Raw genomic sequence first — 21,973 nt, 5'->3', positions numbered from 1 at the left:
ATTCATAACTCAAAATTCATAATTAAAATGCCTCTACCAATAATAAATTCTATCGCTTCCTGGGTCTTAAAACAACGTATTCATGAAATTGAACTGTTCTTAAAATACCCAAATGAAGTACAGGAAGAACTGCTGATGAATTTAATCCGTCAGGCAGAAAATACGATATTGGGAAAGGATTACGATTTTCAATCGGTTAAGAGTTACCACACTTTTCAGGAGCGTGTTCCGGTATCCAGTTATGAAGATTTAGAGCCGCTTATTGAACGCACCCGCAAAGGAGAACAGAATGTTTTTTGGAACCAGCCTATTAAATGGTTTGCGAAATCAAGCGGTACAACCAATGCTAAAAGCAAATTTATTCCGGTAAGCAGTGATGCCTTGGAAAACTGCCATTACAAAGGAAGTAAAGATTTGCTGTGTTTGTATTTAAACAATAATGAGAACTCGCAGCTATTTACCGGAAAAAGTCTTCGATTAGGCGGCAGCAAACAATTGTACGAGGACAACAACACTTTCTTCGGGGATTTGTCTGCTATATTAATTGACAACATGCCTTTCTGGGCTGAATTCAGCAGTACTCCCAGCAACAAAACATCGCTGATGAGCGAATGGGAAACCAAACTGATGGCTATTGTCAACGAAACAAAAGTAGAGAATGTGACCAGTTTTGCAGGTGTTCCTTCCTGGATGATGGTATTATTAAACAAACTTCTGGAAGAAACGAAAACAGAGAATCTGTTTGAAATCTGGCCGAATTTAGAAGTTTATTTTCATGGCGGTGTAAGTTTTGAACCGTATCGCGAACAATACAAAAAGATACTGCCAAATGATGATTTCAAATATTATGAAATCTACAATGCATCGGAAGGTTTCTTTGCCATTCAGGATCTGAACCATTCCAATGATTTATTATTAATGCTCGATTACGGAATTTTCTATGAGTTTATCCCTATGGAAACTTTTGGCACTCCTTATCAAAAAGTAATAAGACTGGCTGAAGTAGAGCTTAATAAAAATTACGCTGTTGTAATTACAACCAATTCCGGTTTATGGCGATATATGATAGGCGACACTGTCCGTTTTACCTCTTTAAAACCTTACCGCATAAAAATCACGGGACGTACCAAACATCATATCAATGTTTTTGGAGAGGAGCTGATGGTTGAAAATACTGATATGGCACTGGCAAAGGCATGCCAAATCACCAATACTGAAGTAATTGATTACACTGTAGCTCCTATTTTTATGAACGGCAAAGAAAAGGGAGCACATGAATGGATAATTGAATTCAAGAAACAACCCGAAAACATAGAACACTTCAGTAAAGTACTTGATGAGACTATTCAGACACTAAATTCGGATTACGAGGCAAAACGTTACAACAACATGACTTTGAATCCGCTGAAAATAAATATTGCCCGTGAAAATCTTTTTTATGACTGGCTGAAAGAAAAAGGAAAATTAGGCGGTCAAAACAAAATACCAAGACTATCCAACTCACGAGATTATCTTGAAAATCTTCTTGCTTTGCAAACCAGATAAACCTTTTGCATTTTATCGATAATTATCATCATTTCGTCGACAAAATAAATCTCAAACCCAGTCTCATTAAAGAGAATTGGCACTTTATCGATTATTTTAGTTTTTAATCCATTAAATTGGTTTTAACTGCTTCATTGCCATACTTTTGCGGAAGTTTCTCAAAAACAAAAACTTAAACTCCCAAAAGCAAATGAAAAATTTAGTTTTTTCAGCAATATTTTTGCTGATAAGTACTAATCTTTTTAGTCAGGATAATTTTATTAATTCAGATCTTCCCGAAGAAATATCTGAAACCAAAAAAACTATTATCGAACTAAACGATACGTTTGACGTTTTTTCTACTGGAATCAACTCACCATTATCCGATATCGGAGCCACATTCTTCATGAATAAATACATTATGTATTCATCGAGAAAAACCGGCGCTATAGGCGCGGGCAAAGATGCAAACACCAATTCACCATACAACAGTCTTTACTGCATAAACATAGACAATAAAGGAAATTTATCGCACCCTTACTTTTTTGCATCCGTTTTAAATGAGGAAGGAAATGAAGCCGGTATTTCTTTTTCACCTGACCAAAAAACAGTTTACTATACAAACAGCAAACCGGGAAATTCAAAAAACTATCAATTATATAAAGCTTCTTTTGACGAGACATGCCGTTGCAGCAACGCCTGGATAAAAAAAGAATTAGTTACTTTCAGCAACACTGATTATTCCATTGAAAATCCTTGCGTATCTGCTGACGGAAAGAAAATTTACTTTTCATCAAATATGCCAGGAGGTTTTGGCGGGTATGATCTATACACAGCTGATTTAGATGAAAACGGCACACCTTCCAACCCAAAAAATTTAGGTAAGGAAATAAACACTGCTGCTGACGAGAAGTTTCCTTACACTTCGCCTGACAACGACTTGTTTTTCTCATCAAACGGACATTCCGGTTATGGAGGCCAGGACGTTTTTGTTTCCAGAATCAGAAAAAAATCGTTCACACAACCTATAAATCTTGGCAAAACATTAAATACTGCAGCTGATGAAGTCGCTTTCATACTGGCAACAAAAAAAATGGGTTTTGTGACATCCAACCGCAATAATTCTAAAGGATCATACGATATTTACAAATTTGGATTTGAAAAGCAAACCAATGGACTAAACGGTATTGCTTATGAAAAAAACAGCAAAATAGCCCTACCCAATACATTGGTTTCCTTAATTGACGCAGACGGCAATGAAATTGCAAAACAGTTTACTACTGAAAACGGAAGCTTTGCTTTTGATGTGGTTCCATTGGAAAGCTATACCATAACTGCAAAAAAAGACGGCTATCTTGATTTTACACTACCTGTGAAAAGCACAGTCGGAAATACACAAACAGACATAGCATTGGAACAAAAGAAAGCTGAAGTAACCACAACAAACATTTTAATCGAACACATTTATTTCGATTACAATAAAGCTTCATTAAAAAAAGAATCTACTTTGTCTTTAAACAAAGTTTATGATGTTTTGACTCTTAATCCTGAAATGAAAATTACCATCAACGCACATACAGATTCCAGAGGTTCTGATCAATATAATTTGATTTTATCTGACAAAAGAGCTGGAGCCGCATTGGAGTATTTAATAAAGAAAGGGATTTCCAAAGACCGTATTGTTTCAAAAGGCTACGGAGAAACACAGCTTCTATCCAAATGTACCGGAAATTGTACTGACACGGAATACGAAAAAGACAGACGCATTGAATTTTTGATTGCTAAATAAATCTTTAAGTTTTTTTTATTTGATTGGAAAAAAAGCCCTGAATGATCAGGGCTTTTTTTATGATGCGATTTCTAAACGCTTTAATAAATTTTTTGTCAAGGCAGTTTCCACATAATGCTTATCTATATGAAGCTCTTTTTCATCAGAACCTGGTATTTCATACATAGCATCAGTTAAAATAGCCTCACAAAGCGAACGCAGTCCACGCGCCCCTAATTTGTATTCCAAAGCTTTATCGACAATATAATCCAATGCCTCATCAGTAATTGAAAACTCAATTTCATCCATAGCAAAAAGTTTCTTATACTGCTTGATCAAAGCATTTTTCGGCTCTGTCAAAATAGCACGTAATGTTTCTCTGTCTAAAGGATCCATATGTGTTAAAACAGGTAAACGACCAATGATTTCAGGAATCAATCCAAAATCTTTTACGTCTTTTGGCACAATATATTGCAGCAAATTGGTTTCATCAATTTTATCTGTTTCTTTTGAAGCACCAAATCCCATTGCCTGACGGTTCAAACGTTTTGAAATAATACGCTCGATACCATCAAAAGCACCTCCTGCGATAAACAAGATGTCTTTGGTATTAACTTCAACAAATTTTTGATCAGGATGCTTACGCCCACCTTTAGGCGGTACATTCACTACTGTTCCTTCCAACAATTTCAGCAAGGCCTGCTGCACTCCTTCACCGGATACATCACGTGTAATTGACGGATTATCACTCTTACGGGCAATTTTATCAATTTCATCAATAAAAACGATTCCGCGTTCTGCTTTAGGCACATCATAATCGGCAGCCTGCAGCAAACGTGTTAAAATACTTTCCACGTCCTCACCTACATAACCAGCTTCTGTCAACACTGTTGCATCAACAATAGCAAGAGGCACATCAAGCATTTTTGCAATAGTTTTAGCCACTAAAGTCTTACCTGTACCAGTTTGTCCGACCATAATGATGTTTGATTTTTCAATTTCAACATCATCACCGTGATCCTGCTGCAATAATCTTTTGTAGTGATTATATACTGCAACCGACATCACTTTTTTTGTCTGGTCCTGCCCGATTACATATTTATCCAAAAAAGCTCTGATTTCTTTTGGCTTTTTCAACACCAAATCAGAAACCTGTTTAGACAGTCCGCTTGCTTTTAATTCTTCCAAAACAATACCGTGAGCCTGCTCGATACAACGATCACAAATATGAGCGTCAATACCGGCAATCAACAAATTTGTTTCAGGTTTTCTTCTTCCACAGAAGGAACATTCTAAAATTTCTTTTGCCATTTTTTAGTAATTAGTAAAAAGTGATTAGTAATTAGCTTCTCACTATTTACTATTCACTAATTACTTTAAAATTATCTTCTTAAAACTTCGTCAATCATTCCGTATTCTTTTGCTTCATCGGCTTTCATCCAATAATCGCGTTCAGAATCTTTAAACACTTTATCAAAAGGTTGTTTTGAGTGTTTCGAAATGATTTCATATAATTCGTCTTTCAACTTCAACATTTCTTTCAAGTTGATTTCCATATCAGTTGCAACACCTTGTGCACCACCTGACGGCTGATGAATCATTACTCTTGAGTGCGGTAAAGCCGAACGTTTCCCATCTGCACCTGCACATAACAATACTGCTCCCATTGAAGCGGCCATACCTGTACAAATTGTTGCCACATCAGGTTTTACGAACTGCATCGTATCGTAAATCCCTAAACCTGCATACACACTTCCACCCGGAGAGTTAATATAAATTTGTATATCTTTAGAAGCATCAACACTTTCTAAAAACAATAATTGTGCCTGGATAATATTTGCCACATAATCATCAACCCCTGTACCCAAAAAGATAATTCTATCCATCATTAAACGCGAAAACACGTCTAACTGAGATACATTAAGCTGACGTTCTTCAATAACATAAGGAGTCATACTATTTACGATTTTGTCGTAATACATACTGTTAACTCCGTGATGCTTGGTAGCATATTTTTTAAATTCTTTTCCGTAGTTCATAGTAGAAGTTTATTTTTATACGTTAATTCTTATTTATTATTATAGATATAAAATAGAAGTCAAACGTTGTACCGTTTTTAAAACTATGCCATTTTGTCTATAAAAAAAGCGCCAAATATTTCATTTGACGCTCAAATATAAGAATTTTATGTATTAGATTTCACCATACATTGCTTTGATGAACTCATCGTAAGTAACTTCTTTTGTTGCAGCGTTTAATTTATCTTTAAACACATTTAATATTCTTTCGCTCATTACTTGCTCAGATAAACGACGAACTTCTTCTTGGTTTGTCATTACTCGGCTTACAATGTTATCAACATCTTCCTGTGAAGGATCCAACTGACCAAATTGTGCCATTTGTTTTCTGATGATATCACCGGCATACGCTTTTAAATCATCAAAAGTAACTTGTAAATTATTTAAAGTAATGATTTTACTTTCGATTAACTGGTAACGTAAACCATTTTCTGATTTTGCATATTCTGCTTCAGCCTGCTCAGCAGACAACGGAGTTTCACCTACAGTTTGAATCCATCTTTTTAAGAATTCTGCTGGTAACTCAACTTGGTGAGCATTGATTAAATATTCTGTAGTATCGTTGTAGAATTTTTGATCAGCTTGTTGCGCAAAAGTCTTCTCTGCATCTTCTTTAATTTTTGCTTTTACTTCTTCTACTGAAGAAACATTACCAGCACCAAATAATTTATCAAATAATTCCTGGTTTAATTCAGCTGGTTCAGTTGTAGTAACTTCTTCAATTGTAAAATCAACAGTAATATCCAAACCGTGTACATCATCATGACCTACACCCATATAATCCATTAATTTATGATCATCATTGAACAAACCTTTAGTAGGAACTGCAACAACGTCACCTGCTTTTTTACCGATGAATGATTTAGCTACAGCTTTATTTTCAAAAATATCTAAAGTGATTTGAGCCGGTTTGTTGATTCCTTTTTCTTCATTAACGAAAGTACCACGGATATCGTCACCTTCAGCAATTTCTACTTTAGCAATCATTTTACCAAATTGCTTTTGAATTCTAGCAACTTGTTCATCTAACAATTTGTCATCAGCTACAATTTTGTAGTAAGTCAAATCGTTTTTACCGTCAAGTTTTACATCAAATTCAGGAGCTAAACCAATTTCAAATTCAAATTTGAAATCATCTGCATTTAAATCTAATTCTTCAGAAAATTTTGGAAGTGGATTTCCTAAAATATCTAATTTTTCTTCAACTAAAAATTTATTTAAAGCTTCTTGAATCAACTTGTTAACTTCCTCAGCAAGAACAGCCTTACCATATTGCTTTTGCACTAATGACATAGGCACAGCTCCTTTACGGAAACCAGGGATATTAGCATTTTTACGGTAGTTTTGCAAAACCTTCTCTACCTGATCAGCATAATCATTCTTTGCAACTTCTACAGTTACCACTGCGTTTAACGCATCGATATTCGTTTTTGTAATATTCATTATGTAGATTTTTTACGTACTAAAATTGGGTGGCAAAATTACATATTTTATACCACCCAACAAATTTTATTTTATTAAAATTAACTTGCTAATTTTTAGTCTTTTATAAACTTATATAATATCCATTGCGAAACCGACAAAAGGATACTAAAAATAAACGCAGTACCGAAAGACTCGATAGTAAACCCATCGACCAACTTACTGCACAACAGCACCATACCTGCATTAATCACCAAAAGGAACAAGCCCAGTGTAAAAACCGTTATAGGTAATGTGAAGAAAACCAAAATTGGCTTCAGGAAAGTATTCAGCAAACCTAAAACTACTGCTACAATTACTGCGGTTGTAATTTTATCTACCTGCACACCTGTTAAAAAATAAGACAACAATATTACTATGATTGTTGAAATTAAAAGTCTTTGTAAAATTTTCATTCTATTTGTTTTTGTTAATTATTTAGTCAAAAAACGTGTCGTTTTTTCGAAAAACTCTGATGGGTTCTCAGCATGAAGCCAATGTCCTGCATCTGAAACTGTTTCAACATCCGCATTTGGAAAATGATGATAAATAGTTTCAAAATCGGAATCCAAAATATAATCCGATTTATCACCTCGCAAAAATAAGGTTTTTTTTACAAACTGATTTTCAAATGGCAAAGCTTCACCTATAACCGAAGGATTTTCAGTAAACACTTTTAAATTAAACCTGAAACCCAACTGTCCTGGCTCAACCCAGTAAAGATTTTTAAGCAAAAATTGTTTAGTCCCGAAATCGGTTATGTATTGCGACACTATCTGTTCTACTTCAGCACGGGAAGGCTTTACAGAAAAATCAACCGCATTAAGCGCCTGCAGAATTGTTTGATGGTGTGGCGCATAATATTTTGGTCCAATATCCGCCACAATTAATTTTTCTACTAAATCAGGATAAGTCGTCGCTAAAAGCATAGCTGCCTTACCTCCCATCGAGTGCCCAATTACTGAGATTTCTGTCAGATTATGGTGTTTGCAATAATCCACCACATCCTGCACCATAAAAGAATAACTCCAGTCTGAAGTTTGAAAACTCTTCCCATGATTACGCAAATCAATTGCATGCACTTCAAAACCTTGCTCTGCATACTGCCCTGCCAAAGTTTTCCAATTGTCTGACATTCCGAGAAAGCCGTGAATAATTACCAAAGGCTTTCCTAGACCTATAATATTACTATGCAAAATTGAAGTCATTTATCTTAATTTTTGAAGATACATCTGCACCACATTTTCCAATCCCAAATACAACGATTCAGAAATTAAAGCATGCCCAATAGACACTTCCAGTAATCCCGGTATATTTTGATTAAAAAATTCAATATTGTCCAAACTCAAATCATGGCCGGCATTAATTCCCAAACCCAATTCATTGGCTAATTTAGCCACATCAACATAAGGTAAAATTCCGTCTTTATTACCCAAACCATATTCATGCGCAAAACTTTCAGTATACAACTCAATCCTGTCTGTTCCGGTTTCTTTTGCACCTTCAATCATTTTCAAAACAGGATCCACAAATATTGAAGTTCTGATTCCGTTTCTTTGGAACTCGGCAATCACTTCTTTTAAATAAGCCTGATGGGTAATTGTATCCCAACCGGCATTAGACGTCAACGCTCCAACAGCATCCGGAACCAAAGTAACCTGTGTGGGTTTGCATTCCAATACCAAATCAATAAAGTTATGCTGGGGATTCCCCTCAATATTATATTCGGTATAAACTACCTCTTTCAAGTCGCGGGCATCCTGATATTTTATATGACGTTCATCAGGACGGGGATGAATTGTAATGCCGTGAGCTCCGAAACTTTGGATACGTTTTGCAGCTTCTACCACATTTGGCGTATTTCCGCCACGTGAATTTCTCAGAGTCGCTATCTTGTTGATATTAACACTTAGTTTACAATTATTATGAGTCATTTTGACGATATTTTAATAAGATTTGACAAAAATACAAACTTAAACAAGGTCGGTATCTTATTTTTTAATTATTTTGCATGAAATAACAACAACTATTGTCCCTCCATTCTGAAACTTTAATACAGAATGAATATCTTTAAAACATGAATATTCTTTCAGATTATATTAACCACGATTTTAAACCGCTGGACGGAAAAGACACTATTGCATCTGCGCAGGATTTTTTTATTGATGTAACTTTTTCACATTTCCCTGTGGTAGAAAACGGAATATTTGTCGGTAACGTTTCTGCAGAAGATATTGACGGATTTGATTTCAGTAAAAATTTATCAGAATACAAATACACTTTTGAAGGTTTTTTCACAAGAGCCAACTCGGTTTTATTAGATGTTCTGGATGATTTTGCAAAAAACGAAAGTAATATTATACCGGTTCTTGACGAGAACAACAACTATATAGGTTATTATAAACTGGAAGATGTCATCAGAGTATTTAACGAAACCCCTTTCTTAAAAGAGCTTGGCGGCATTATCATCATTGAAAAAGAGATCAATAGTTATTCTTTCAGCCAAATCGCCCAAATTATAGAAGGTAATAACGGAAAATTTTTGGGAGCATTTATTTCAAATATTGAAGCAGAACGTGTCCAGATAACTGTAAAAATAGGAGAAGGCAGTTTAAATGAAATCATTCAGACGTTTCGCCGTTATGAATACGAAATCATTTCCAAACATCAGGAAGACGACTATTTAAAAACTTTGAAAGACCGATCTGATTATCTGGATAAATATTTAAACATATAATGAAAGTCGCAATTTTCGGACAGTATTATCAAAACGCTACTTCGCCCATCATGGAGCGCCTTTTACATTTTTTAGAAATCAATAAAGTGGATTTTACCATAGAAGCCAATTTTTTAAAAATGCTTCAAGACAATAAAGTAATCACGATTGACTTACCTACTTTCTCATCTCACAGTGATTTAAACAAATCCTACGACATGCTTTTAAGCGTTGGTGGTGACGGTACATTTTTAAGAGCAGCAACTTATGTAAGAAATTCAGGAATCCCAATTTTAGGAATTAACGCAGGAAGATTAGGTTTTTTGGCTAATGTACAGCAGGAAAATATCGAAAAGATATTAAAGCTGGTTATTAAAAAAGAATACAAAATCTCAAAAAGGACTTTACTGAGTTTGAATTGTTCCCCAAAGATAGACGCTATAAAAGATTTAAACTTTGCAATGAATGAAATCACCGTAAGCCGTAAAGACACCGCTTCGATGATTACCATTGAAACCTATATAAATGATGAATATCTAACTTCGTTCTGGGCTGACGGACTAATTATTTCAACACCTACAGGATCTACAGGCTATTCATTAAGCTGCGGCGGGCCTATTTTAACACCAGATGCCAACAGTTTAGTAATTACACCCATTGCACCACATAATTTAAATGCAAGACCAATAGTCATTCCAGATAAATCGACACTTAAATTAAAAGTTACAGGTAGAGAAGAAAATTACCTTATTTCACTGGATTCAAGAATAGCCTCAGCAAGCAACGGAAGTGAATTAATTATAAAAAAAACACCTTTCAAAATCAACATGGTTGAAATCACCGAAGCGACATTCTTAAAAACCCTTCGCAACAAATTATTATTTGGAGAAGACAGACGTAATTAAACTTAATACAAATACTACATTTATTACTTTTTCGTTTTAGTTAGTAAAATCTTCTAACATTTACTAAGGAAAGTAACATTTCACTTTGTGGAGTGGTCATAATTAGTATATTTGCAACCTATTATAAAAATGAAAAAGTTTTTTTACATCTTTTTATTCCTTTTGGCAGCAGGCCAGACAAACGCCCAGTTACATGAAATAGGTGTATTTGGTGGCGGCAGTAACTTTATTGGTGATGTAGGAAAAACAAACTACGTCGCTCCTAACAACCTGACATTAGGCTTGTTATACAAATGGAATAAAAGCAAAAGACATTCATGGCGTTTCTCAGCAATGACCTCAAAAGTCACCGGGAACGATCTGGATTCTGATGTATCTGCAAGAAGAGACCGAGGTTATCGTTTTGAAAACCGGATTACAGAACTTTCGGCAGGACTGGAATTCAACTTTTTCGATTTTGATCTGCATGAGCAGCCCTTTTTCGGCACACCGTATTTATATACAGGATTAAGTTATTTCAAACATGAAAACCTGTATTTTGATGCTGGCCAGTTAAGAAGAGACGGCCGTTCATGGAATTTTGCCATTCCAATAACAGCAGGAGTAAAAATGAAAATAAGCAATCATTTTGTCCTTGGCCTGGAAACTGGCGCGCGTTATACATTTGTAGATGATATTGATGGAAGTTTACCAAAAAACAGTGGTTTAGACGGCTTCAAATTTGGAAATACTAACAGCAATGACTGGTATGTGTTTACAGGGGCAACATTAACGTACACTTTTGGTCAAAACCCTTGTTACTGTAAAGAATAAATGAGCTTATTAAACAAAATTAACACAGACAATCTCCCAAAACATTTAGCCATCATTATGGATGGGAATGGCCGTTGGGCAAAACAAAAAGGAATGTTACGTGTTTTCGGACATGAAAACGGAACCAAATCTGTGCGAACTACTGTTGAAATCTGCGCCCGTTTAGGGATAGAAAACCTTACTCTTTATGCGTTTTCCACTGAAAACTGGAACCGTCCAAAACTTGAAGTAGAAACCTTAATGAAACTTCTGATTTCTTCTCTTAAAAAAGAACTGGAAACTTTCACAAAAAACAACATCCGCTTAAACAGTATAGGTAATTTGGACATGCTGCCAAAAGGGGTTCAGAAAGAACTCTTGTCAGTTATTGAAAAAACCAAGAACAACAACCGTATGACCCTTACACTTGCCTTAAGTTACGGTTCACGCGAAGAAATCTTAAATGCTGTTAAAAAAATATCCGATAAAGTTAAAAATAACATAATTTCAACAGACAGTATTGACGAATCAATATTTAATAATCATCTTTACACACATGATTTACCTGATGTTGATTTAGTAATACGAACAAGCGGCGAACATAGAATCAGTAATTTCCTTCTTTGGCAGATAGCTTATGCCGAATTTTATTTTACTGATGTGTTATGGCCGGATTTTAGTGAAGACAATTTATATGAAGCAATTATTAGCTATCAAAAAAGAGAACGAAGATTTGGAAAGACAAGTGAACAAATTAAATAATATTTTAAAATTCCGAAACAGCATCCAGGTAATGCTGTTATTTTTATTTACCGGTTATATTACGAGTTCAAACGCACAGGAAAGACTTACAATTGAACAGGGCAAACCCTATGTTCTGAAAAAAGTAACTGTTACCGGAAAAGTAACCTACAATGAACAAACAATTGTAACTTTTGCCGGCCTTGAAAAAGGCCAGACCATCACTGTACCAGGTGAGGAAATAAGCAATTCTATTAAAAAACTTTGGAAACTTGGCCTGTACAACAATGTTAATTACTATGTAGATAAGATTGAGGGCGACAGTATTTCACTGGAATTAAACCTAAACGAGCTTCCTAAACTTAAAGAAGTAAAAATTGTCGGCGTAAAAAAAGGCGCTGTTGAATCTTTAATTAAAGACAACGATTTAACTCCTGAAAAAATTGTAAATGAAAATCTACTTACAACTACTAAGTACTATATAGAAAACAAATACAAAAAAGAAGGTTATTACAACACTAAAGTTAATATTGCAACTGAAGAAGATACTGCAACTATTAACCACGTGAACATGGTTGTAAATATTGATAAAGGCAAAAAAATAAAAGTAAAAGAAATTATTGTTGACGGCAATTCAGAACTTACAGACAACAAAGTCCGTAACGCTATGAAAAAAACCAAACAAAAAAGCGTTTTAAATTTTCTGACATTCAAATCGACTAAATTTATCCGTGACAAGTACAAAGAAGATTTAAATCTTATTGTAGATAAATACAAAGAAAATGGATTTCGTGATGCACGCGTAATTTCAGATACGGTAACATTTGACAAAGAAAGAAACAAAATTACCATCAAATTAAAAATTGAGGAAGGAAAGAAATATTATTTCGGCAATATTGATTTCTTAGGAAATACGGTATATACTGACCAAATATTATCAAGATATTTAGGCATTAAAAAAGGAGATATTTATAATGGCGTTTTATTAGACAAACGAATTGCCGACAAATCCAAACCTGACGGAGAAGATCTTACAAACCTGTATCAAAACAACGGTTATCTTTTCTCTAACATCAACCCTGTAGAAGTAAACACTGAAAACAACGTAATAGACCTTGACATACGTATAGTTGAAGGTCCGTTAGCGTACTTCAACAAAATTTCAGTAGTAGGAAATGACAAGACAAATGACAAGGTTATTTATCGTGAACTAAGAACAAAGCCGGGAGAAGTTTACAGTAAAGAAAATCTGGTAAGAACTATTCGTGAAATAGGTCAGTTAGGATTTTTTGATGCAGAAGCCATAAAACCGGATTTTGAAAATGTTGACCCTGCTGCAGGAACTGTAGATATTAAATACAATGTAGTTGAAAAAGGAGCAAGTCAGATTGAACTTCAGGGAGGTTATGGCGGCGGTGGCTTCATAGGAACACTGGGTTTATCTTTCAACAATTTCTCTATTGGCAATATCTTCAAAAAAGAAGCTTATAAACCTCTTCCAATGGGAGACGGGCAAAAACTTTCTTTGCGTTTGCAGGCAAGTACCTATTTCCAAACATACAGCTTCTCATTTTCAGAACCGTGGTTTGGAGGAAAAAAACCTGTTCAGTTCTCAGGTTCAATATCATACAGCAAACAGTTCTCAAACGATTTTGTCAGAAATCAAGTTGACAAATCAAAAAGCTTTAACATTTTCACTGTTTCACTGGGCTTAGCCAAACGTTTGCAAAAACCGGACGATTTCTTCGTATTATCAAACGCATTAAGCTATCAGCATTACGACTTAAACAATTACAACGTTGGATTATTTACTTTTGGTAACGGTGCCTCAAGAAACTTATCTTACACGATAGGTTTAACAAGAAACAACAAAGGGGTTAACCCAATATTCCCGACTTACGGCTCTGAGTTTAGTATAACTGCAAAATTCACCCCTCCTTACTCATTATTTAACGGGGTTGATTATGCAAATCTGCAAAACCAGGAAGAATACAAGTTAAAATATGACGGTACGCAGCCTATATCAGTTAATGCCGGTAAGATTGACAAAGGCACACCTATCAAATATGATCCCGCCGGCAGCGGTTATGTAAAAGTTGATACTTATCAGGAAGCAGATGCAAATCAACCAAAAATTGACCAAAAGAAATTCAACTGGCTGGAGTACTATAAAATTAAATTTAAAGTAGACTGGTACAATAAAATATATGAAAAACTAACCCTGCGTACACTAGGTGAATTTGGATTCATGGGAGCTTACAACCAAGACAGAGGTCTGGTACCTTTTGAAAGATTCTTCCTTGGCGGAGACGGTATGGCCAATTTCTCAATGGACGGGCGCGAAACTATTCAGTTGAGAGGCTACCCTAACAACTCACTGACACCTACCGTGAATAATGCTCAGGTTGGTGCTACTGTTTACAACAAATTTTCTTTGGAGTTACGTTACCCGATTACTTTAAAACAGGCCGCTTCAATTTATGCACTGACATTTGTAGAAGGTGGTGCCGCTTTTGAAAATTTCAAAGGATACAATCCATTTGCTTTAAAACGTTCAGCCGGTGTTGGTTTACGTGTATTCATGCCTGCTTTCGGATTACTGGGAATCGACTTTGCACATGGTTTTGATTCTATAATACCGGGAGGTCCTAAAAATGGTTGGGAAACACATTTCATCATAGGTCAACAATTTTAACTATATTTGACGTTATATTTATATAACCAAATTAAAAAATATGAAAAGAATCTTCTTACTAATTGGTTTACTTTCGGTTACTAATATAATCGCACAAACCAAAACAGGAATCAGAATCGGGTATATTGACATGGAATATATCCTTGAAAACACGCCTGATTATAAAGAAGCTTCAAATCTACTTGACCAAAAAGCCCAAAAATGGAAACAGGATATTGAAACAAAAAAGAATGAAATATCCAAGATTAAAGAAGGTTTAAAAAACGAAAGAGCCCTCCTCACCAAAGAGCTGATTGAAGAGCGTGAAGCAGAAATTAAATTTCACGAAGCTGAATTATTGGATTATCAGCAAAAACGTTTTGGTCCCAGAGGCGATCTGGCAATTCAAAAAGAAGCCATTGTAAAGCCTGTACAGGATCAGGTTTTTACAGCTGTTCAGGATATTGCCGAAGCCAAACAGTATGACTTTATATTTGACAAGTCCTCAGCCGAAATGACTATGCTGTTTTCCGCAAAGAGATATGACATAAGCGATCAGGTTGTCAGAGTGATTACAAGAGCTGAAAAAAGAGAAGAACTTTCCAAAAAACAACAAAAGGCTTTGGAAGAAAAACAGACAAAACAGGATGAAGTTTCAGACAATCCTGCTCTGACTGAAAGAAAGAAATTATTAGACGAAAAAAAATCCAGAAGAGAACAGATACTTGAGCAACGCCGTTTGGAAACTGAAAAAAAACGGAAAGACTATGAGGACAGACGAAAAAAACTTTTAGAGGAACAACAAGCCAAAAAAACTGGCACGACAATTGATTCTTCAAAACCGGATGCAAGTAAAACTTCTTCAACGCAAGAGAAAAATTCAACCAAAGCAGAAGATAAAAAAACAGTACAGGATTCGGTTAAAGTATCCCGTGAAACAGAAAGACAGCTTCTGATAGAAAAAAATAAAAAAGCACTGGAAGAAAGAAGAAAAGCTCTGGAAGAAAAGAAGAAAAAAATACTGGAAGAAAAAGAAGCTTTACGTAAAGCACAGGAAGAGAAACTAAAAGAGAAAAAAAATAATAACTAATTTTAATTTTACTAAATACTAAAATGATGAAACAAATTAAATCTTTATTAATTGCTGCAGTAATGTTTTTTGGAGTTAGCGAAATGAATGCACAATCAAAAGTGGCTCACATTGACGTACAAGAATTACTTTCAAAAATGCCTGAAATGACTGCTGCAAAAGCACAGTTGGAAACATTAAGCAAAACTTTGGATACTGAGTATTCTAAAATGGTAAACGAATACCAGACTAAGATGAAAAAATACGAAAGTGAAGCACAAACTGCAGGTGAAGCTGAAAATGAAAAAAGAGCGAAAGAAATGCAGGATATGGGACAAAGAATACAACAATACCGTGACTCTGCTCAAAAACAAATTTCCGACAAAGAAGCTGAAATCGTTAAGCCTATTATGGATAAAGCTAAAGCCGCAGTTGTAAAAGTTGCCAAAGCTAAAGGATACCAATATGTAATGGATGCTTCATCATTAATTGTTGCTGACGGTCCAAACTTATTTGAAGATGTAAAAAAAGAATTAAAATTCTAATTTTATTAAAATAAACTTAAAAACTGCCTCGTTGTTTTCTTCGAGGCAGTTTTTTTTTACATTTGTTTTATGAGTAACAAAAACCCAATAGGACTATTTGATTCAGGAATAGGCGGCACATCAATCTGGAAAGAAGTCCATGCCTTATTACCACACGAAAACACCGTTTATCTGGCAGACAGCAAAAATGCTCCTTACGGCAAAAAAACCAAGCAGGAGATAGTAGATTTATGTTTCAAAAACGTAGATTTTTTGTTGGCACAAAATTGCAAACTCATTGTTGTGGCCTGCAATACCGCAACCACAAACGCAATTAAGGAAATGCGTGAAAAATACGATGTCCCTTTTATTGGAATTGAACCCGCCATTAAACCGGCAGCGAATAAAACAGAAACTCAAACCATAGGCATTCTCGCAACCAAAGGAACTCTAAACAGCGAACTGTTCAACCGTCAGGTCGAAAACTACTCAAATGTCCGCATAATGGAACAGGTTGGCTACGGTCTGGTGGAATTGATTGAAAACGGCAAAATAGAGACAGAAGAAATGCGCAACCTGCTGAAACTATACTTACGCCCCATGGTTGAAGCGGGCATGGATTATTTGGTTTTAGGATGCAGCCATTACCCCTATTTAATACCGGAAATTAAAAAAATTATCCCTTCAACAGTAAAAATAATTGACTCGGGAGAAGCTGTTGCGAGACAGACAAAATCAATATTGGAAGACAACGGACTTATCAATTCTTCAAAAGAAAAAGGCAAAACTATTTTCTATACAAATAGTGATGCCTCTGTACTTAAGAATATTTTAGGTTTTTCAGAAAACGTCTTTGAAAAGGATTTTTAATCCTCAGTTTTAAACCATCCGGAATACATAACGTAATTATTGGATATACGTTCGATTTCACCTGCAAAATTACTCTGATCAATATCTTTGACTTTTTTGGCAGGAATACCGGCATAAATCGTTCCCGACTCAACAATTGTATTTTGCGTCACAACGGAACCCGCCGCTACTATTGAATTACTTTCTATAACACAGCCATCCATAACAATTGCTCCCATACCAATTAAAACATTATCTTTAACGGTACAGCCATGAACAATGGCATTATGCCCGATAGACACATTATTACCTATAACCGTAGGATGTTTTTGATAAGTACAATGTATCACCGCTCCATCCTGAATGTTTACTTTATTCCCAATTTGTATAAAATGAACATCTCCCCTAACTACTGCATTGAACCAAACACTGCAGCTTTCACCAAAAACAACATCTCCCACAATAGTTGCATTTTCAGCAACATAACAATCCGATGGGATTTGAGGGGCTTTCCCGTTAACTTCTTTAATTACCATAATTTTATCTATAAAAAAATCCCGAAAAAACGGGATAATTATTAATTCACTGAAGGACAGTTACACTCGTATTTTTCTCTTTTGCAGCCAAAATCAAATCCTAATGTAATCTGATGAAAACCGCCAGTTTCAAATTTTACATCGCCCATCACGTTTGAATAAGTATAAGCAATCATAAATTTTTTATAATTCACACCAACAAGCGGTGTAATATACTGCAGACTCTGAGCTTTCACATCACTTGAATTGGCGAGATACTCAGTTCTGTCAAAACTTCTTCTATAAGACAGCCCAGCCCATACTTTTCCAAAATCAACCGACTTATATGCTTTAAAATTTACATCAAATGTTTTTTCTTTGGTCAATTCTGTAAATTGAAACATCACAGATGGTTCATACATGATTCTGTCCTGTTCTCCAAAAACATATCCGGAATTGAAAATATATTTACGAAGATTTTCAGATTCTACATCAGTATAAATGTTTCTGCTTTTGAAAATAGCATTTTTAACTGTGACATGAGCATAAAAATCCAAAAAATTATAGGAAGCTCCAAAATCAATATTATAATATGTTGCACTTTGAACTCCTCCGGAGATAATAGGATCATATTCATTACCAAAGTCAGATTCATCCAACTGGAGTTGTGTCAAACCAATATTTACACCAAACGACAGTCGGTTCAAATCGATATCATTTCTTGAAAAACGTATATGGTGCGCATACGTCCCTTTTATTCCTTTTTGAGAATGGTAACCATTTTTATCATTAAACAAAATCACTCCCACACCGGATTTCCCATCCTGATCCACACTACCGTTAACACTCAAAGTCTGAAGTGATGGTGCGTCCTCATTTCCAAACCATTGCTGACGTGCTGTACCTCTTATTTTAGCACAGTTTGCGGCACCTGCCATAGATGGATGAAGAAGGTAATAATTATCAGTCAAATAATCAGAATATACCGGTATATCAATCTGAGCAAAAGAATTGAATGACAGCAGCAGTAATAAAAAGTAAAAATATCTCATTTATATAACCTCAAGTCAAATTAAAAAAACAGATGCCAAAGTTAACCTTTTTGTTGTAACTCTAAGTCCCATAACACAATAAATAAGAACATAAAAAGTTAATTTTTACATAAAAGCACTTAGAATTACTTCATAAAAACAGAGTTTCATACCTTTGCAAAAAAATTACGATGAAACTGATTACGATAAAAGAAACCAACAACCCAAGTATATTAAAATTTGAATTCAGCTATTTTATTAGTCCCAATCAAAGCTATGAATTCAAAAACATTGATGAATGTGCAGATTCTCAACTGGCACAACAGTTATTTTACCTGCCTTTTGTAAAAACAGTCTATATTTCAGGAAATTTCATAGCAATTGAAAAATTCAGTATCGTAGAATGGGATGATGTAAAACATGACGTAGCTGAACAGCTGGAAAATTATGTTAATGCAGGCGGCGAGGTAGTAAAAGCAAAAGAAAACAAAAAAGTTGCCGTGACTGTTTATGCTGAAAGCACTCCCAACCCGGCAGTAATGAAGTTTGTTGCCAGCCGTATGCTGACTAAAACTATTGTGGAATGCAAAAACATAGATGAAACGGAAGCTTCACCTTTAGCTAAGGAACTTTTTAAATTTCCTTTCGTAAAAGAAGTCTTTATTGATGAAAACTACGTTTCTATCACAAAATACGCGGTAAATGAATGGCAGGAAGTAACTAATGAATTGCGTTCATTTATCAAAGAATTCATTGAAAATGGCAATATCGCAGTAGATGAAACAAAAGTAAATACTTCATCAAAACAAGACAAACAGCAAATTGCAGACTTTGACAATTTAGACGTAACCTCACAAAAAATCATCAACATCATTGAAGAATACATAAAACCTGCGGTAGCTTCTGATGGAGGAAATATTTTATTTGATTCCTATTCAGAAGAAGATAAAAAAGTGAAAGTTGTTTTACAAGGTGCCTGCAGCGGTTGCCCGTCTTCAACATTTACTTTAAAAAACGGTATTGAAAACATGCTGAAAGAAATGCTTCACGACCAAGACATAAAAGTAGAAGCCTTAAATGGCTAATCCTTGTTTTTTTAAGTTTAAATAACTAACTTTAAATAAGTTAACATTTAAACTAAAAAACTATGTCAGTATTAAAAGTAATTGAAATTTTAGCAAACTCAACTTCCAGTTGGGAAGATGCTACTAGAAAAGCAGTAGAAAAAGCTTCAAAATCTGTAAAACACATTCGTTCTGTATATGTTCAGGAGCAAAGTGCAAGTGTCAAAGACGGACAGATAACTGAATTTAGAGTAAACCTAAAAGTAACATTCGAAATAGAATAACTTTTCAGGAAGTAACAATCAAACTATTACTAACACTAAATTTATAAACATGGGAATTGGAAGTTTTTTTAAAAATTTATTTGGTTCTGCAAAAGCAGAACAAGCTGTAGAACAAGCCGAAAATTTTGCTGATGATGCAATTACAAAAGCTAGAGAAACTGCTGCACCAATAGTAGACAAAGTTGAAGATTTAGCTGAACAAGCTAGTGAAAAAGTTAAAGAATTCATTCCGCAAGCTGCTGAATCAATAGATAATTTAGTTGAAACAGTTAAAGAAAAAGCTGAAATGGCAGTAGACAAAATCGAAGAAATAACACACAATATTGTTGATTCTGCAAAAGACAAAGCTACTGATGTAACTGATTCAACCGAAGAAACCACGAAGGAAGAAACAAAATAACACTGCATCCAATAATCTTAAAGTCAGAGAAAACTCTGACTTTTTTTATGCCTAAATTTTTCAAGTATCCAATCAACTGTTTATTTTTGCATGAAAATTAAGCTCGAAGAATGAAAAATCTAAATTACCTGGAAAGCATTAAAACTTTTGCAATAACCTATTCAACAAACATAATTACAGCAGCTGTAATTCTTTTGGTGGGTTTATGGCTGTCTAAATTTCTAAGCAGAACATTACGAAAAATACTGGAAAGCCGTAAAGTTGAAATCACATTAGTGGAATTTTTAGAAGATTTAACTTTTTGGACTTTCAGAGGTCTTGTTTTTATAGCAGTAATCTCAGAACTGGGAGTAGAAACATCTTCATTTGTAGCCATACTTGGAGCAGCAGGATTAGCTGTGGGACTTTCACTGCAGGGATCACTGGCAAATTTCGCAGGAGGAATCTTAATCATCCTTTTCAAACCTTTTAAAGTCGGGGATAAAATAGATGTTCAGGGGGAAATTGGAAAAGTTGAAGACATCCAGATTTTTTCGACGAAAATTATAACGTCAAACAACCATGTTGTTTATATACCAAACGGTATGCTGTCTAACGGAAAAATCAAAAACTTCTCACAGCGCAAAATTGTCAGAACCGATTTTGAAGTCAATTTCGCTAAAGAAGAAAACATTAACCAGATAAAATCAAAAACAGAACAATTATTACTTGGCAATTCTTTGATTTTAAAAGATCAAAAACCGGAAGTCTTTATTTCAGCAGTGAACGAAGAAAACTTTACCGTTTTAATCCGTTTTTGGTCCGACAGTGACAATTCGATAAAAATCAAATCAGAATTACTAAGTGCGATAAATAGTTAAACTATTTAGTATTCAACATAAATTCCTTTAAATAAAAAGGCTCAAAGTAAGCGACATCAACAGTGTCGCTTTTTTTGTACTTATCATAAGCAACAGAGCACATTTCTGAAGCTGAAGGATAAACAACATCATCGTGATAAATAAATTGAGCTGAATTCAATACCGCTTTACACTTTTCTGCACCATCGCCAGCAAAATGTATTGTCTGATTAAAATCAGCAAAAGAATTCCCATCTATAACCTGAGCTTCAACAGGTTTAAATTTATTATACTGTGAATCAAAAACAGCAGTATAACACTCCATTCTGCGTGCATCTATCATTGGAATTATTATTCCTTCTGAAACTGAAATCTTTCTTGCCAAAGCTTCTAAAGTATCTATAGCAATCAGCGGAACCGAAAGGGCATAACACAATCCTTTGGCTGCAGAAACACCAATTCGTAATCCTGTATAGGAACCTGGGCCCTGGCTCACAGCAACCGCATTCAAATCTTTAAATGTTATTTTGGCTTCCTGCAATACCTCTTCAATAAAGACATGCAGTTTTTCTGCGTGGGTATAACCTGTTTCAGCTATTTCTTTAACTGCAATAAGCTGCCCTTCTTTAGCCAATGCCACCGAACAGTTTTTAGTTGCTGTTTCTATATGAAGTATATATGCCATAAAATTAATTTGTGCGACAAAGGTACAACACATAAAAAAAATCTCATAATCAAA

Annotated in this window: 23 protein-coding genes; 14 read left to right on the top strand and 9 right to left on the bottom strand. The window is 34.9% G+C overall.

Going from position 1 to position 21,973, the window contains the following annotated elements:
* Nucleotides 1-27: 27 nt before the first annotated feature.
* Together EZM65_RS05250 and EZM65_RS05245 are read left to right on the top strand one after the other, a co-directional pair.
* Nucleotides 28-1,545: a GH3 auxin-responsive promoter family protein gene (locus tag EZM65_RS05250; protein WP_136667496.1), complete on the top strand. Its 1,518-nt coding sequence runs from the start codon at nt 28-30 to the stop codon at nt 1,543-1,545.
* Between the two features lie 190 nt (nt 1,546-1,735).
* Nucleotides 1,736-3,313 carry an OmpA family protein gene (locus EZM65_RS05245; protein WP_136667495.1) on the top strand — a complete coding sequence of 526 codons (1,578 nt, stop codon included), beginning with the start codon at nt 1,736-1,738 and terminating at the stop codon, nt 3,311-3,313.
* 57 nt (nt 3,314-3,370) lie between these two features.
* On the opposite strand, the gene clpX is transcribed toward EZM65_RS05245, so the two are convergent.
* From clpX to EZM65_RS05215, 6 genes are all read right to left on the bottom strand, one after another.
* Nucleotides 3,371-4,603 (bottom strand): ATP-dependent Clp protease ATP-binding subunit ClpX, encoded by a 1,233-nt coding sequence (clpX, locus tag EZM65_RS05240; protein WP_136667494.1) that lies wholly within the window; start codon nt 4,601-4,603, stop codon nt 3,371-3,373.
* Between the two features lie 71 nt (nt 4,604-4,674).
* Nucleotides 4,675-5,331 carry an ATP-dependent Clp endopeptidase proteolytic subunit ClpP gene (gene clpP, locus EZM65_RS05235; RefSeq protein WP_136667493.1) on the bottom strand — a complete coding sequence of 219 codons (657 nt, stop codon included), beginning with the start codon at nt 5,329-5,331 and terminating at the stop codon, nt 4,675-4,677.
* Between the two features lie 153 nt (nt 5,332-5,484).
* Nucleotides 5,485-6,813 carry a trigger factor gene (gene tig, locus EZM65_RS05230; RefSeq protein WP_136667492.1) on the bottom strand — a complete coding sequence of 443 codons (1,329 nt, stop codon included), beginning with the start codon at nt 6,811-6,813 and terminating at the stop codon, nt 5,485-5,487.
* A gap of 95 nt (nt 6,814-6,908) precedes the next feature.
* Nucleotides 6,909-7,247: a phage holin family protein gene (locus tag EZM65_RS05225; RefSeq protein ID WP_136667491.1), complete on the bottom strand. Its 339-nt coding sequence runs from the start codon at nt 7,245-7,247 to the stop codon at nt 6,909-6,911.
* Between the two features lie 18 nt (nt 7,248-7,265).
* Nucleotides 7,266-8,039, bottom strand: a complete 774-nt coding sequence (locus EZM65_RS05220) for an alpha/beta fold hydrolase (protein WP_211196194.1) — start codon at nt 8,037-8,039, stop codon at nt 7,266-7,268.
* Nucleotides 8,040-8,765: a pyridoxine 5'-phosphate synthase gene (locus tag EZM65_RS05215; RefSeq protein WP_136667490.1), complete on the bottom strand. Its 726-nt coding sequence runs from the start codon at nt 8,763-8,765 to the stop codon at nt 8,040-8,042.
* 143 nt (nt 8,766-8,908) lie between these two features.
* Between EZM65_RS05215 and EZM65_RS05210 the strand changes: the two genes are divergently transcribed.
* From EZM65_RS05210 to murI, 8 genes are all read left to right on the top strand, one after another.
* Nucleotides 8,909-9,568: a CBS domain-containing protein gene (locus tag EZM65_RS05210; RefSeq protein ID WP_136667489.1), complete on the top strand. Its 660-nt coding sequence runs from the start codon at nt 8,909-8,911 to the stop codon at nt 9,566-9,568.
* The gene (locus EZM65_RS05205; protein ID WP_136667488.1) at nt 9,568-10,452 is read left to right on the top strand and encodes an NAD kinase; all 885 of its coding nucleotides are present in this window, start codon (nt 9,568-9,570) and stop codon (nt 10,450-10,452) included. The genes EZM65_RS05210 and EZM65_RS05205 overlap by 1 nt, the downstream gene beginning before the upstream one ends.
* A 129-nt stretch (nt 10,453-10,581) precedes the next feature.
* Entirely contained in the window at nt 10,582-11,265 is a 684-nt protein-coding gene (locus tag EZM65_RS05200; RefSeq protein WP_136667487.1) for a DUF6089 family protein, read from the top strand.
* Nucleotides 11,266-12,006, top strand: coding sequence for an isoprenyl transferase (locus EZM65_RS05195; RefSeq protein WP_136667486.1), 741 nt, complete (start codon nt 11,266-11,268; stop codon nt 12,004-12,006).
* Entirely contained in the window at nt 11,939-14,680 is a 2,742-nt protein-coding gene (locus tag EZM65_RS05190; RefSeq protein ID WP_136667485.1) for an outer membrane protein assembly factor, read from the top strand. The genes EZM65_RS05195 and EZM65_RS05190 overlap by 68 nt, the downstream gene beginning before the upstream one ends.
* A 40-nt stretch (nt 14,681-14,720) precedes the next feature.
* A complete protein-coding gene (locus EZM65_RS05185; protein ID WP_136667484.1) occupies nt 14,721-15,749 on the top strand; it encodes an OmpH family outer membrane protein in 1,029 nt (342 codons plus the stop codon).
* A 26-nt stretch (nt 15,750-15,775) separates the two neighbouring features.
* Nucleotides 15,776-16,273, top strand: coding sequence for an OmpH family outer membrane protein (locus EZM65_RS05180; protein WP_169051637.1), 498 nt, complete (start codon nt 15,776-15,778; stop codon nt 16,271-16,273).
* A gap of 69 nt (nt 16,274-16,342) precedes the next feature.
* Nucleotides 16,343-17,122 carry a glutamate racemase gene (murI, locus tag EZM65_RS05175; RefSeq protein ID WP_136667482.1) on the top strand — a complete coding sequence of 260 codons (780 nt, stop codon included), beginning with the start codon at nt 16,343-16,345 and terminating at the stop codon, nt 17,120-17,122.
* Here murI and EZM65_RS05170 read toward each other — a convergent pair.
* Both EZM65_RS05170 and EZM65_RS05165 read right to left on the bottom strand, forming a co-directional pair.
* Nucleotides 17,119-17,637, bottom strand: coding sequence for a gamma carbonic anhydrase family protein (locus tag EZM65_RS05170; RefSeq protein ID WP_136667481.1), 519 nt, complete (start codon nt 17,635-17,637; stop codon nt 17,119-17,121). The two genes, murI and EZM65_RS05170, sit on opposite strands and share 4 nt — an antisense overlap.
* A 41-nt stretch (nt 17,638-17,678) precedes the next feature.
* A complete protein-coding gene (locus tag EZM65_RS05165) occupies nt 17,679-18,668 on the bottom strand; it encodes a type IX secretion system membrane protein PorP/SprF (RefSeq protein ID WP_136667480.1) in 990 nt (329 codons plus the stop codon).
* 170 nt (nt 18,669-18,838) lie between these two features.
* Here EZM65_RS05165 and EZM65_RS05160 point away from each other — a divergent pair, with 170 nt between their 5' ends.
* From EZM65_RS05160 to EZM65_RS05145, 4 genes are all read left to right on the top strand, one after another.
* On the top strand, nt 18,839-19,732 hold the full coding sequence (locus EZM65_RS05160) for a NifU family protein (protein WP_136667479.1): 894 nt from the start codon (nt 18,839-18,841) through the stop codon (nt 19,730-19,732).
* A gap of 62 nt (nt 19,733-19,794) precedes the next feature.
* The gene (locus EZM65_RS05155; RefSeq protein WP_136667478.1) at nt 19,795-19,995 is read left to right on the top strand and encodes a dodecin family protein; all 201 of its coding nucleotides are present in this window, start codon (nt 19,795-19,797) and stop codon (nt 19,993-19,995) included.
* A 49-nt stretch (nt 19,996-20,044) separates the two neighbouring features.
* On the top strand, nt 20,045-20,395 hold the full coding sequence (locus tag EZM65_RS05150; RefSeq protein ID WP_136667477.1) for a hypothetical protein: 351 nt from the start codon (nt 20,045-20,047) through the stop codon (nt 20,393-20,395).
* Nucleotides 20,396-20,505: 110 nt separating this feature from the next.
* Nucleotides 20,506-21,255, top strand: coding sequence for a mechanosensitive ion channel family protein (locus EZM65_RS05145; protein ID WP_136667476.1), 750 nt, complete (start codon nt 20,506-20,508; stop codon nt 21,253-21,255).
* A 1-nt stretch (nt 21,256) separates the two neighbouring features.
* On the opposite strand, the gene tsaB is transcribed toward EZM65_RS05145, so the two are convergent.
* On the bottom strand, nt 21,257-21,919 hold the full coding sequence (tsaB, locus tag EZM65_RS05140) for a tRNA (adenosine(37)-N6)-threonylcarbamoyltransferase complex dimerization subunit type 1 TsaB (protein ID WP_136667475.1): 663 nt from the start codon (nt 21,917-21,919) through the stop codon (nt 21,257-21,259).
* Nucleotides 21,920-21,973 lie beyond the last annotated feature (54 nt).

Origin of the sequence: Flavobacterium sp. H122 (assembly GCF_004959765.1) — a bacterium.
In the GTDB taxonomy this organism is placed as follows: Bacteria; Bacteroidota; Bacteroidia; order Flavobacteriales; family Flavobacteriaceae; genus Flavobacterium.
This window is presented reverse-complemented; position numbering and strand designations above follow the sequence as displayed.